At 39.3% G+C, this 13,984-nt stretch carries 12 protein-coding genes; 9 read left to right on the plus strand and 3 right to left on the minus strand.

The window, feature by feature from the left end:
• Positions 1 to 21 precede the first annotated feature (21 nt).
• On the minus strand, positions 22 to 531 hold the full coding sequence (locus tag QNI15_RS25870; protein ID WP_314034488.1) for a SixA phosphatase family protein: 510 nt from the start codon (positions 529 to 531) through the stop codon (positions 22 to 24).
• A gap of 152 nt (positions 532 to 683) precedes the next feature.
• Between QNI15_RS25870 and QNI15_RS25875 the strand changes: the two genes are divergently transcribed.
• The 3 genes from QNI15_RS25875 to QNI15_RS25885 all read left to right on the plus strand — a co-directional run bounded on the left by QNI15_RS25875 (position 684) and on the right by QNI15_RS25885 (position 2,650).
• Positions 684 to 878: a cold-shock protein gene (locus tag QNI15_RS25875; protein WP_313983135.1), complete on the plus strand. Its 195-nt coding sequence runs from the start codon at positions 684 to 686 to the stop codon at positions 876 to 878.
• Positions 879 to 1,125: 247 nt separating this feature from the next.
• The gene (locus tag QNI15_RS25880; RefSeq protein ID WP_313999950.1) at positions 1,126 to 1,734 is read left to right on the plus strand and encodes an HAD family hydrolase; all 609 of its coding nucleotides are present in this window, start codon (positions 1,126 to 1,128) and stop codon (positions 1,732 to 1,734) included.
• Positions 1,735 to 2,131: 397 nt separating this feature from the next.
• On the plus strand, positions 2,132 to 2,650 hold the full coding sequence (locus QNI15_RS25885; protein WP_313999947.1) for a J domain-containing protein: 519 nt from the start codon (positions 2,132 to 2,134) through the stop codon (positions 2,648 to 2,650).
• A gap of 72 nt (positions 2,651 to 2,722) precedes the next feature.
• On the opposite strand, the gene QNI15_RS25890 is transcribed toward QNI15_RS25885, so the two are convergent.
• Entirely contained in the window at positions 2,723 to 3,061 is a 339-nt protein-coding gene (locus QNI15_RS25890; protein WP_313983131.1) for a DUF3276 family protein, read from the minus strand.
• Positions 3,062 to 3,442: 381 nt separating this feature from the next.
• Between QNI15_RS25890 and QNI15_RS25895 the strand changes: the two genes are divergently transcribed.
• From QNI15_RS25895 to QNI15_RS25910, 4 genes are all read left to right on the plus strand, one after another.
• Complete coding sequence (locus QNI15_RS25895) at positions 3,443 to 4,264, plus strand: septal ring lytic transglycosylase RlpA family protein (RefSeq protein WP_314034489.1); 822 nt, start codon at positions 3,443 to 3,445, stop codon at positions 4,262 to 4,264.
• 148 nt (positions 4,265 to 4,412) lie between these two features.
• Positions 4,413 to 5,312 (plus strand): DUF58 domain-containing protein, encoded by a 900-nt coding sequence (locus QNI15_RS25900; protein ID WP_313983128.1) that lies wholly within the window; start codon positions 4,413 to 4,415, stop codon positions 5,310 to 5,312.
• Between the two features lie 73 nt (positions 5,313 to 5,385).
• Positions 5,386 to 6,885: a WGR domain-containing protein gene (locus QNI15_RS25905; protein ID WP_313983126.1), complete on the plus strand. Its 1,500-nt coding sequence runs from the start codon at positions 5,386 to 5,388 to the stop codon at positions 6,883 to 6,885.
• A gap of 297 nt (positions 6,886 to 7,182) precedes the next feature.
• Positions 7,183 to 8,781 (plus strand): reverse transcriptase domain-containing protein, encoded by a 1,599-nt coding sequence (locus QNI15_RS25910; RefSeq protein WP_314034491.1) that lies wholly within the window; start codon positions 7,183 to 7,185, stop codon positions 8,779 to 8,781.
• Positions 8,782 to 8,863: 82 nt separating this feature from the next.
• On the opposite strand, the gene lysS is transcribed toward QNI15_RS25910, so the two are convergent.
• On the minus strand, positions 8,864 to 10,588 hold the full coding sequence (gene lysS / locus QNI15_RS25915) for a lysine--tRNA ligase (RefSeq protein ID WP_314034493.1): 1,725 nt from the start codon (positions 10,586 to 10,588) through the stop codon (positions 8,864 to 8,866).
• Positions 10,589 to 10,948: 360 nt separating this feature from the next.
• Here lysS and QNI15_RS25920 point away from each other — a divergent pair, with 360 nt between their 5' ends.
• Positions 10,949 to 12,742, plus strand: a complete 1,794-nt coding sequence (locus QNI15_RS25920) for an acyl-CoA dehydrogenase family protein (protein WP_314034495.1) — start codon at positions 10,949 to 10,951, stop codon at positions 12,740 to 12,742.
• A gap of 571 nt (positions 12,743 to 13,313) precedes the next feature.
• Positions 13,314 to 13,984 (plus strand): DUF1565 domain-containing protein (locus tag QNI15_RS25925; RefSeq protein WP_314034497.1); only part of this gene is annotated, 671 nt, incomplete at its 3' end.

Below are 13,984 nucleotides of genomic sequence, written 5' to 3' on the forward strand. Positions count from 1 at the left end.
ACAAGATAGTAGCGCATCTGATTACTCAGGTGCGCTACTGTTGTTTTTAGGGGATTCAAAAAAGATCATTTTCCCCTGATGCAAATTGACATCTGCCCAGTTAGCGGCCTTTGAGAACTGAATCCCCACTACTCCACTGGTTGGAATATCCGTAAACTCATAATCACATAACAGTGTAGCCAACTCTGTTAAACCTGGATTATGGCCAAAAAGGATCACTGAAGAAGCTGTTACAGAAAGTCCATGGATTACCTGTAGCAACGTTTCCGGCTCTGCATGATACAGCCGATCCATCTTTATTATATTCTCTTTGCCTACCTTTAACTCTGCAGCGACTCGTTTAGCTGTGCTCCAGGCTCTTTTTGCGGAACTGCTGACCCATAGATCTGGTTTCACATTCATATAAAGCAGCAACTGGCCCATAAAGGGTACATCCTGCTTACCTCTTTTGCTAAGAGGTCTATCAAAATCACTTAGCTGGGCATCTTTCCAGCTTGATTTTCCATGTCTGAAAAGGTAGATTGTTTTCATATGCCAAAGATGCTACTTTATCTTGATCTTATTGTGAAATATTATGCTGAAAAGCCTGAAAACGGCCTTTCTTTTTGAGTGAAATTATTGCCTGGAATTAAATTAAATTTTTATATTTGGAGAATGTTCCATTATATTTTCTTTTCATTTTCATGCAAACAGGCACAGTAAAATTCTTTAATGCAACCAAAGGATATGGTTTTATTAAAGATGATGATTCCAATCAGGAAATTTTTGTTCATATTACCGGTCTGCTAGACCAAGGCATTAAAGAAAACGACCGTGTATCCTTTGATACCATGGACGGAAGAAAAGGCAAAAACGCAGTGAACGTAAAAAAGATATAAATAGTTTTCGGTAGCCAATCTCCAATCTCCTACTGAACGCCTAAGGCTATACCTGACTATCAGTAAACTCCCGAACTAAACTATAATGCTGTTGTTTTGATTGCTCAAAAAAGTACTAAATAAAAAAGCCCTGCGGTATGCCGGGCTTTTTTTATAGGACTGTCCCGTCCTGAAATAAGTTGACACCCAAGAGAACAAATGAATAGATAGAAAGGTTATTTCTGCAACAACCAATCAAACCTAACAAATGATAAATACAATAATTTTTGATTTAGGGGGAGTCCTTATAGACTGGAATCCTCGCTACCTATTTCGAAAAATCTTTACATCTGCTGATGAAATGGAACATTTCCTGACACATATCTGCACCCCTGACTGGAACGAAGAACAGGATGCAGGTCGCCTGCTACAGGAAGCGACAGATGAACTTGTAGAAAAACATCCGGAATATACAGAACAAATACGTGCATTTTACGGACGCTGGGAAGAAATGCTGGGTGGCACATTTGATGAGACAGTACAAACTCTTAAAAAACTAAAAGAATCTGGTCAGTACAAATTATATGCATTGACCAACTGGTCTGCTGAAACATTTCCTATTGCCTTGAGCAGATATGAATTCTTATCCTGGTTTGATGGCATTGTCATGTCTGGAGAAGAAAAAAGTCGTAAACCGTTTCCCGAATTTTATACTATCCTTCTCACACGTTATCAAATCGACCCTAACGTTTCTTTGTTTATTGATGATAATTTGCGCAATGTAAAAGCTGCCAGAGCTTTGGGGATAGCCACTATTCATCTGGAATCACCCAAACAAATTGAAACAGCCCTGCAGGAATATAATGTTCATACATAAGCCTTCAGGTGCATACTAAGTACAAAAGGTCTGGCAAAGTATTTGTCAGACCTTTTGTACTTTCTAGGACTGGTCCTATTAACCAGACAAGGTTCTACTATGCACACCTTACATAGACAGATATTTCTACAAATTAAAAAACCTTACATATATAAGGTAGATCCCACAGCACCATCCAACCCACTGATTAACAATAAGTTGCTCCTTTTGTAGCTTTTTTTTAGTGAATTTTATGAAAAAAATATCTGTTTTTTTGCATTTTCAGCGTTTACAATACATTAGAAAACCGAATTAAAGAAAAAGGAGTAAGATGATTTTTCTGATTTTTTTATGAAATCATACATGCGGAGACAGCGCATATGAAATAGTTAGCATTACCACTTAAAGCCAGACAACCATGGGTATTGAAAATGATTATCGGATATTGGGAATTTCACCGGGCGCAGACCAGGCAGAGATCAAACGGGCTTACTGGAAAAAGGCAAAAGCTATCCACCCGGATGTAAACCCGTCAGATAATGCGGATGTGGCTTTTGTGGAAATAAATAATGCGTATGAGCGACTGGTGAATGAGGAAAAGCAGCTAATTCCAGAATACTCATTTCTTATGGATTTGCTACGACCAGAAACACATCAGGAGAAAGCCTTACGCTATGCAAAGATGTGGCAGGAGGAGTTTCGCAGGAATAATGAATCATTTAAAAGATCATGGGCTTATCTGCCTATAAAAATAGTAGCTTATTTTCTGTGGATATTGGGAATTGCACTAGCCCTTACCTTCGTATTTGGTCCTCCGGCAGTTTCGCTTTTCCACGATGTAGTTACAGGCCTTTATATGGCTCCTATCATGTTTATAGGTGTTGCCTTCCTATTTGGCTCCTATCAGTTTAAGAAACAAATGAATCGCTATCTGTAACAGGCCTGAAAATAAAAAAGCATCCTCTCAATTACGGATGCTTTTTTATTGCTTGTTGAAAACGAGAGTAGATCATTCCCATTTCAACTCAGTGTCGTTTGTTTCTTCTTCTTCATTGCCCGCAAAACCTTCTCTTTCAAACTGTGAAAAATCAAAGTCAGGCATCAGATCAGTTTTCACATGATCCACTACTTCTTTTAACGCTTCGATAAATTTATCAAAGTCTTCTTTGTAAAGAAAGATTTTGTGCTTTTCGTACACAAAGCCATCATCCCGAAACCGGCGTTTACTTTCGGTTATGGTGAGGTAGTAGTCATTGCCGCGCGTACTTTTTACATCAAAAAAATACGTTCTTTTTCCGGCTCTCACACGTTTAGAGTACAATTCAGCTTTTTCTCTTTGCTCTTCCACAATCCTTGGGTTTAAAAGTTTAACTATTGAAAATGGTTTTACGGCTACTAAAAAAGTATTTTATGCTCAGAATTGCAAATTTTCTGTAAAACATTCTGTTATTTTTATCCGTATCAGGCTAAAAATCCTGTATAAAAAATGGTGCATTTTCCGCCCAATCTTACAGTAATTCTATAACTTCAGTCTTCCAAAGACTAGTTTTATTGAATCTGTTTTTTTATTATTGATTATTGAAAAAAGCGGATTTTGGCAACAAATTACTGGAAAACAAAGTATTAAGGCATAAATACGCTTTACAGCAATGGGTAACAAAGTGGCTTTTTTCAGAGAAATAGGGAAGATGTTGTACTAAATTTTATTAGTAGTATGGAAAAAAAAACTATGAAAGCGGAATGGATCTTTACATCCATCCAGATTTGTATTCTTACATTTTTAACAATCTTTTTGTTGTTACCACAAAATGTGAAAGCGCAGACCGAAAACGGATACAAAAAGAAAGGAAAAGCTTCTTATTACGCACACAAGTTTCAAGGCCGGCGCACTTCTAATGGAGAACGTTATCATAATCAAAAACTCACGGCAGCTCACCGGACTCTCCCATTTGGGACTCTTGTAAGAGTCACCAATCTTCGCAATGACAGATCTGTTATCGTCCGAATTAATGATCGTGGTCCTTTTAGTCATGGCCGCCTGATAGATGTCTCATATGTGGCAGCCAAAGAATTAGAGTTAATAGCGGCAGGTACAGCAACTGTCGAAGTTGAAGTAATTGGAATGGGCGCACCCGATACAGAACCCAATCCTGATCTTATCGCCCAAACGGTAGAGCCAGTCGTCCCCAGAAAAATAAATCCTTCTACTGCACAAGGCCACAAAACTTACTCTATTCCAGAACCATCTTATTCTTCAGTACAATATGAGCCTGGTAAAACCTATACAATGAAAGGTGCAACTGCTGCCACTAAAGGCTTTGGGGTACAGATAGGCTCTTTTCTACAGGCTGAAAATGCAGTAAATTTTTGCAAAGGGCTGGTTGACAAAGAAATCCATCAAGTTTATATTCTGGTGGAAAAGATCAAAGACAGCAAAAAATTCTGTGTGGTAGCAGGTACATTCTCTAAAAAGAAAGAGGCAGAAGCTTTTATTGCTTCACTTAAAGAACATGGATTTTCTGATGGGTTTGTGAAGAAATATTCTAACTAATACAAAACCTGTTCTGTTTTTTCTATGATAATGTGTAGCTTGGAATTCATTTCCAGGCTTTTTTTGTAAATATCCAAACTGGGATTATGCAAAACTCAAACTGGAAATCGTTTGTATCGTATAACTGAAGACTAAAGATAGCTATATCATGGAATTAAAGCAGATCCGGGAATTTGGGAATATAGAGTTCCTGGCCAAACAGATGGTAGAAGGCTTTATTACTGGATTACATAAATCTCCCTTTCATGGATTTTCAGTGGAATTTGCCGAACATCGCCTCTACAACACAGGTGAAAGTACTCGCCATATCGACTGGAAGGTTTATGCAAAAACAGATAGATTGTTTACCAAACGTTATGAAGAAGAAACAAATTTACGCTGTCAAATTCTACTAGATGTTTCTCCTTCTATGTTTTATCCGCAGGAGAATAAGGGTAAGATTACATTTTCAGTAATGGCAGCAGCCTGCTTTGCCTATCTGCTCCAAAAACAGAAAGATGCTGTCAGTATATGTACTTTTGCCGATAAAGTAATTACACATACACCGACTAAGTCCACTCCATCACACATTCATAAGATTTTTCTGTTATTACAGAATCTGTTACAAACAAACAAACCTACAGGTAGTACCGCTGTTGCAGAAGTACTGCATGAGATTGCAGATAAAGTTCCTCGTCGTTCACTTGTCATTATATTTAGCGACATGTTTGACAACATCGCACAGGCTGACAAGATGTTTTCAGCACTACAACATCTAAAACACAATCAGCATGAAGTATTGCTTTTTCATGTAACTGACAAAAAAACGGAAGCAGAATTTGAGTTTGAAGACCGCCCTCATGAATTTATTGACCTCGAAAGTGGAGAACACATTAAAGTGCAACCTGCTCAGATCAAAGATTACTATAGGGAATCTATTCGAAGATTCAATACAGAGTTAAAACTAAAATGTGGACAATATAAGATTGATCTGATAGAAACTGATATTGCAGAAGGATTTGATCATATATTGAAAGAATATCTCGCTAAACGGGCAAAGATGAGATAAGAGATAGTTTGTTCTTTTGCATAACCTCGTTTTATATATTTTTAATTTAATTTTCAACCAATTAACACCGACTATGGCAGAAAAAACGTATCTGGAACTTTCCGAATCAGATGGATCACACAAATTTTATGAAGTTGAAGTAGATGGCACACAAGTAAATATCCGGTATGGCCGCATTGGCACAGACGGTACCAAACAAGCACTAAGTTTTGCAGACGCAACAACAGCTCAAAAAGAAGCTGAAAAAAAGCTAAAAGAAAAACGGAAGAAAGGATACGAAGAGGCTGTACAGGGAGTTCGAAAAAAACGCAAAATTACCCGCAGATTTGTAGAGGCAACTCCTACACCACAAACCACATCCACAAGTAGAAGTTCGGGTTCAGGATCACGACAGTCCACAAGCTCATCCTCTCATACCCGGACGCCGATTGCTCCTACTCCCAAGCTTCCTTCCTTATGGAGATTTGCTTCCAATGCGATGGCATTTGGGATTTTTATTAATGAAGGTGCCTGCTGGCTTGGTAATCAGGATGGCCGGGTGTTTAAGCTGTCGCACACTGGAGAGGTATTGGAACAATACAAATTACCGGAAGGTGTAAAGTGTATAGTGGCAGACGACGCTTGGATCTATGCAGGTTGTGATGACGGAAATGTATATGATCTTACAGGTAAATTGCCTCGAATTGCGTATGAGATTAGCGAAGATGTAGATATTTTCTGGCTTGATGTAAATAATGGCTGGCTGGCAGTATCGGACGGTGATGGAAATGCTGCATTGTTCGATTATGAGGGTAATGAAAGTTGGCGCAGAAAGGGTAAAGGGAATTCAGCATGGATGATTCGGGCTAACTTTAATGGAGAGGTATTTTATGGTGACTCCACAGGTGTAGCCTGTTATGATGGAGCAGGTAAAGAAACATGGCATACCAAGACAGGGGCGGTATTGTTCGGTTATCAGGATAAATACGTTTTATATGCAGGAACAAGTCAGGCCAATATGGTTTGTCTGAGTAAAACGGGAGAAGTATTGCAGACATTCAAAACAGACGCTTCTGTATACTCCTGTGCTGCTACGGAAGACGGACGTTATGTTTTTGGAGGAGACAATCAGGGGAATGTCTATTGCTTCAATACAGAAGGACAACGACTATGGAAACTTGCTACTAATCTTGGATCTGTTCTTTCTATGCAGCATTTTAAGGATAATCTTTATATAGTAACCACGTTTGGTTATCTGGCCTGTGTGGATGTAAGTGAAGAAGCCATTCAAAAAGCACAAACAGGAGATACTCCTACTCTGACAGATATTAAAGCTCCCGAAGCGGTTGCTGTTGCACAAACCAACCTGCTGGAAGTGGCATCTCAGAATACACAAGGTATACGAGTGCAATGTGTGAAAGAAGCAGGAAAACTACGGGTAAAAGTATTGGACGAAGGATATCACAAAGACTGGTATGTACAGTTTCCAAGAGATATTCGTATTGAAGGAATGCAATACATTGTGGATGAGTTAAAGGAATCTGCACAGGGAGGTTTCTACCGTGTATTGGGTAATATTTTCAAAGTATCCTGATAACTAGTACAGAGTATTTCTATTGACCATAGCATAACTCAGGAATTCTGATTGGTGTTCTGGTCAATAGAATACAAAACCTGTCAGAGCTTATCTGACTATTGTAATCCATTTAATTTTCAGGCTCTTTACTTTTTTCATTTTTTATAAATAGAAGTGTTGTTATTTTTTACTTTCAAACTTGCTTTTATTCTGAAAAGCCATAGTTTTGAGAGCCTTTACCTATCTGTAAGCAGATAGAAATGCTGCTATCTATGCATAACATCAACCAGAATCTATATTAAAGAATCCGTTTTTATGGCCGAAAACGCAACCTCATCACCAGAAGAAACCCGTCCCAAAAATCGCCAGGAATTATATGAACGCATTCGTTCCGGAGGATCCAGAGAAGAAGTCATATTAAAAGACATGATTCGTCTGGGGTTCTGGCCTAAGAATGAAAATGCACCTTCTGTACCAGAACAGATCATTACCCGTGAGGCCGAGCTCGGTCGTGAAATAAGAGCATTACTCACAGAGCAACGTCGTGTAGAGGACCCGGATGCTGTACTTAAAGAGATGCGGAAGCAGCGTATGGCTGAATCCAGAAAGAAGCGGGAAGAAACCAAACAACGTCGGGAGCTGGAACGTAAAGAAAACGCAGAACGCTGGAAACAACGTAAGGAAAAGGAAATTATCTATGCAGGCCAAGGGGTATCTGAAGGATTAAATCAAACGGAATCTGATACACAAAGGCTCACTCAAAAAGGCTTACCTGTATTAACAGACACAGCTTCTTTAGCTAATGCTTTAGGAATATCTGTCAATGAGCTCCGTTTCTTATCTTTTTGCAGGACGGTATCCAAACATAATCACTATCGGCGTTTTTATATTGCTAAGAAGACAGGTGGTAAGCGACTCATTTCGGCACCTATGCCGCGTCTCAAAAAAGCTCAGTACTGGATTTTACAGAATATCTTTTCAAAAACAGATTGCCACGAAGCCGCACATGGATTTTTAGCACAGCGTTCTATAGTTAGCAATGCCCTCCCACATGTAGGTGCAGAAGTAGTCATCAACATGGATTTGAAAGATTTCTTTCCCACTATTACCTATCCACGTGTCAAAGGGGTATTTTTCAAAATGGGTTATTCAGAAGCTGTGGCAACTATACTTGCACTTCTTTGCACAGAATCAGAGGTAGAGCAGGCAGAGCTGGATGGAGAAACCTGGTATGTTTGTTCCGGTGATCGTTTTCTGCCACAGGGAGCACCCACAAGCCCGTCCATCACCAATGTTCTTTGTCATCGCTTGGATCGCAGATTGCAGGGTCTAGCTCAAAAACTGGGATTTACCTATACCCGCTATGCAGATGATCTTACGTTTTCTACTTCAGGGGATGGAACTAAAAATGTTAATAAACTCAAAAGCCTTGTTTATCAGATTGTACAGAGCGAAGGATTTCATGTACATCCAGAGAAAGACAAGGTAATGCGTAAAGGTGGAAAAAAAGAGGTAACAGGAATTGTGGTAAATGAGAAACCCAATGTAGATAGAGCTACACTACATAAATTTCGCGCTTTATTGCATAAAATTGAAAAAGAAGGTATAGCAGGAAAAACATGGGGAAAAGGAGGAGACTTGCTTAGTGCAATAGAAGGATATGCCAACTATGTAGCAATGGTAGATGCTGGAAAGGGAAAAACCTTTCAGGATAAGGTAAAAAAGATCCAGGCTATGTATGGATTATCCAAGCCAGCACGTAAATCTTACAATAAAGGTAAATACAGTATTCAACAATCTGAGCAAGCTATTAAGCAATCTACAGTTGCTGTAAGCTCAAAACCAGAGGAAAAGAAAGATGAGACAAAAGAAAGCGGTTTGAAATCCTTGTTGAATAAATTTTGGAAGAAATAACTTCTTTTATATTCTCTATAAAACAGAAAATCCCTGATAAGATGCATTTATCAGGGATTTTCTGTTTTATAACTAACTCATTTTAGCCAATCCAGCTTTTCACATCATCTAATGTTGGCATTTTAGCCTCGATCTTCAATTTCTTTCTTAACCCGCCCAAATCGTTAAACAACTTATTTGGATTAGCTGCTTTGAAATCATTAAATGTAGTAAAAGGCATCTTCAATAAAGCAGGTATCCATTCTTCTGGTACACCTGCCGTACGATAGTCTTTATCTGTAGGAGCCGCTATTTTCTGTTCTGGCCGCATCTGAGGAAAGAACAATACTTCCTGAATAGTGGGTTGGTTGGTCATAATCATTGTCAGACGATCTATACCAATACCAATACCTGCTGTTGGAGGCATACCATATTCCAGTGCACGCAGGAAATCTTCATCCAATGCCATCGCTTCTTCATCGCCACGTTCTGCCAGGCGCAACTGGTCTTCAAAGCGTTCACGCTGATCTAATGGATCATTTAACTCAGAGTAGGCATTACAAATCTCCTTACCATTACAGATAGCCTCAAAACGCTCTACCAAACCAGGTTTGCTGCGATGTTTTTTCGTCAATGGCGACATCTCAACTGGGTAATCAGTAATAAAGGTAGGCTGGATAAGATTAGGCTCTACTTTCTCTCCAAAGATTTCATCAATTAGCTTAGCTTTTCCCATAGAGCTGTCAACCTCAATTCCTATACTCTGAGCAGTTTCCCGAAGTTGGTCTTCTGTCATGGCAGACACATCAATGCCAGTGTACTCCTGAATGGCTCCAAATAAAGTTAATCTTTTCCATGGACGCTGAAAGTCAATTGTATTCTCACCAACCTGTACCTGAGTCTTTCCATGCAGATCCATTGCTACTTTTTCCAGCATCTCTTCTGTGGTATCCATCATCCATTGATAATCCTTATACGCCACATAGAACTCTACCTGTGTAAACTCTGGGTTGTGTGTACGGTCCATCCCTTCATTACGGAAATCTTTGGCAAATTCAAATACCCCATCAAAACCACCAACAATCAACCGTTTCAGGTATAGCTCATTGGCAATACGCAGATACAATGGCATATCCAGTGTATTGTGATGTGTACTAAACGGACGAGCAGTAGCTCCACCATGAATCGGTTGCAGAATAGGTGTCTCTACTTCCAGATAACCCCGATTGGTCAGGAAAGTCCGCATGGAATTAACTAACTGAGATCTTTTCAGGAAAATATCCCGCTTATCCGGATTCACAATAAGATCTACATACCGTTGACGGTAACGTAATTCAGGATCTGTAAAGGCATCAAATACTTTTGTCTCCCCATTTTCCTCCACTACACGTGGCATAGGCAAAGGACGTAACGCCTTTGTCAATAGTTTGAACTCTGTCACATGAATAGTAATCTCTCCGGTTTGTGTGGTAAATACATACCCATGCACCCCAATGATATCACCTATATCTAATAATTTTTTAAAAACAGTATTGTAAAGTGTCTTATCTTCACCTGGACATATATCATCACGACGTATGTAAACCTGCATCCGGCCTGTAGCATCCTGAAGTTCAGCAAAAGATGCACTTCCCATGATACGGAAGTTCATGATACGTCCGGCAATAGAAATATTCTTATAGTCAGTCTTACTCCGTTCGTAATTTTCCTGAATATCTCTAATAGAGGCATTTACCTCAAAACTTTCGGCAGGATAAGGGTCAATACCCAGGCTACGTAATTGCTCTAATTTTCCACGCCGAACAACTTCCTGTTCGCTTAATTGCATAAATAATTTATTATTGTTTACTGTGTACCGCTTCTGACGGATATATGGTTGGGATCTGTGTTATCGGCTGTTTACAAAAGTATGAATAGTTTAAGCAAAGCGTCTAAAACAGAAATGCAAAGGTAGAACGAAAGCCACGAAAACAAAAGAATACACTATTTAATGCTGAAAATAAGACGCTTCAGTTATCCGTTTTCTAATATAAAATATTACTGTTCAGGCCTACTCGAACAATTACTAACTTTTCCGAAAAAAAAATCAACAACAGTATGCATGCATAACGATTTTTATTATATTTGAACTTGAAATAGTCACAATTACCTTTTAATAGATTGATCACATTTAATCCTGTATACTCTCATGGAAGCTGTCGTAAACAAAACAATCAAAGGTGGTGAGTTTCTAATTAAAGAAACAGAAGCAGGTCAGGTATTTATTCCAGAAGAATTCTCAGAAGAACAACGCATGATTGCACAAACCTGCGAGGATTTTCTGGACAAGGAAATACTCCCTAGGTTAGAAGAGATTGATTCTGCCAAAAGTCCTGAGCTGATGGCCAGTTTAATGGATAAGGCCGGAGAACTAGGATTACTGGGGACCTCTATTCCTGAGCAATATGGCGGGTTTGGTATGAATTTCAATACCTCTATGTTGGTTACTGAAAAAATAGGCGCTGGACATTCTTTTGCTGTTGCTCTGTCTGCTCATACAGGTATAGGCACCCTTCCTATTTTATATTATGGTAATGATGCCCAAAAAGCAAAATATTTACCAAAACTAGCTACTGGAGAGTGGAAAGCAGCCTATTGCTTAACAGAGCCAGATAGTGGGTCAGATGCCAACTCTGGTAAAACTAAAGCTGTTTTATCTGCTGACGGCAAACATTATATCATTAATGGCCAGAAGATGTGGATTACCAATGGAGGCTTTGCAGAAGTATTCATCGTTTTTGCTAAAATTGACAATGACAAAAACCTGACTGCTTTTATCGTTGAAAAAGGATTTGGTGGTGTTACCATGAATGCACCTGAACATAAAATGGGTATTAAAGGCTCTGATACCCGTCAGATATTCTTCAATGATTGCCATGTACCCATTGAGAATATGCTTTCATCTCGTGAAAATGGATTTAAAATAGCTGTAAATATCCTCAACATCGGACGGATCAAACTAGCAGCTTCTGCTATTGGTGCTTCTAAGATGACGCTGGACAAAGCCATCAACTATGCCAATGAACGCAAACAATTTGGGGTATCCATTTCGACTTTTGGTGCCATCAAATATAAATTGGGTGAAATGGCTACTCGAATCTATGCTTCTGAATCAGCTTGCTATAGAGCAGGTCAAAACATTGAAGATACAATTGAAGCATTGATTTCGGGTGGTATGTCAGAAGCGGATGCAAAACTGAAAGGGGTTGAACAGTTTGCCATTGAGTGTGCTATATTGAAAGTACATGGTTCTGAAGTACTGGATTATACAGTAGACGAAGGTGTACAGGTATATGGAGGTATGGGTTACTCTGCAGATGCTCCTATGGATCGTGCATACCGCGATAGCCGCATTAACCGGATCTTTGAAGGCACTAATGAGATTAACCGTCTGCTATCAGTAGATATGATCTTAAAACGGGCGATGAAAGGAGAATTGGATTTGATGGGACCCGCTATGGCAGTAGCAAAAGAAATTCTGGCAATTCCTGAATTTGGAGAGGAAGAAGAAGGATTGTTTGTGACAGAGAAGAAATATCTGCGCAATATGAAAAAGGCCGTTCTGATGGTAGCAGGTGCAGCTGTTCAAAAGTTTATGATGAAGCTGTCAGAAGAACAGGAAATTATTATGAACATTGCAGACATGCTTATTGAGACCTATGCCTGTGAATCTGTATTATTACGTACAGAAAAACTCATCAGTACTAAAGGAGAAGCTGCTTCAGCATTACAAGTTGATATGACACGTCTGTATATCAATGATGCCGTAGAACGTATCAATGTTGCAGGCAAAAATGCTATTAATTCTTTTGCAGAAGGAGATGAGCAGCGAGGTATGTTAATGGGCTTAAAACGGTTTACAAAAGTTACCCCAATCAATACTAAAGAAACTCGTCGCCGTATTGCTGAGCATCTGATCACAGAGAATAAATACACATTCTGACGTAAAAAATATCTTATATTATTATCAGAAACCTCTGCCAAAAGCAGAGGTTTTTTGCATTATCTCACACTATTACTTTTAACATTTACCCTTAATTTTTCTATCAAAAGAGGCACCGTTAATATTGTGTGGAACAAATTTATTCTTGTGAAAAGATTTCTACATTTTGGGGAGCAGGCATGATTTTTATATATAATTGTTTACAATATCCCGAAAAAAATCACCCAATATTGTACTGATTTTCAAGCGAAAAAAGCAAAACCAACTGCTGTCGTTTTTCTAGTGCAAAAATATAAACTGCTGTAGGTCAATAAAACTAACAGCTTTTAAAGGTAACCAGGCTGAAAACGCAAATCTTACATACCTACAAAAATGATACTGTAAAAGGCTGATAACCTCCTTGTTAATTCCTCCGTATTCTCCCTCAGTTTTGGAACAGGATGAAAAGATACGTGCACATGTCTCTCTCCGAACTACTTCCGAAACGTAAAACCACAGTCTGAATAATTCACTCACCAGTGATTAACCCTAAAGTTTAATGCCAGGTTAATCACCCAAAAAATTAACAGCTATGTTTACGTTTACGATCCGGGCCAGAAAAAAATTAAAATATGCATTGGCCGTTGCAATCACCAGTATTTTATCTATACCCACATTTGCCACAGATTACTATGTAAGTACATCCGGTAGCGACAGTAACGATGGGTCTCAATCCAGACCCTGGAGAACCATCGCTAAAGCGGCTCAGGCTGTACCTGCGGGTTCTCACACAATCAATGTGGCCGCTGGTACCTATGACGAACAACCCATGAAACTCCAACCTGGCGTTTCGCTGCAGGGGGCAGGTATCGACCAGACCGTTATCAAAAACGGTACCTTCGTCTGGTGGTATGGTGCCATTCAGCTCTACAGCACTTCACTCACCAATGGCAATCAGTCTGTAAGCGGGTTTACCCTCGATGGTAAATCCTACTCGGCTTTCTCGGGCATTCAGGTACAAAACCGAAACAATGTCAAAATATTCAATGTCAAAGTGCAACAATTCTATCATGCCGGGATCGAACTGCTGGCCGATGCAGGACTACAGACACAAAACATTGAAATCTATAACTTTATCATCAGCGAATCTGCCCGTGAGTCTACTGGCGGTTCGTTTGGAAACATCACTTCCCGAGGCAGTGTCAGCAATCTGCAAATCCATGATGGAACCATCTACCACCTGACCAATGTGACGACCGGTTC

It is taken from the genome of Xanthocytophaga flava (genome assembly GCF_030068545.1).
GTDB classification, from domain to species: Bacteria; Bacteroidota; Bacteroidia; order Cytophagales; family 172606-1; genus Xanthocytophaga; species Xanthocytophaga flava.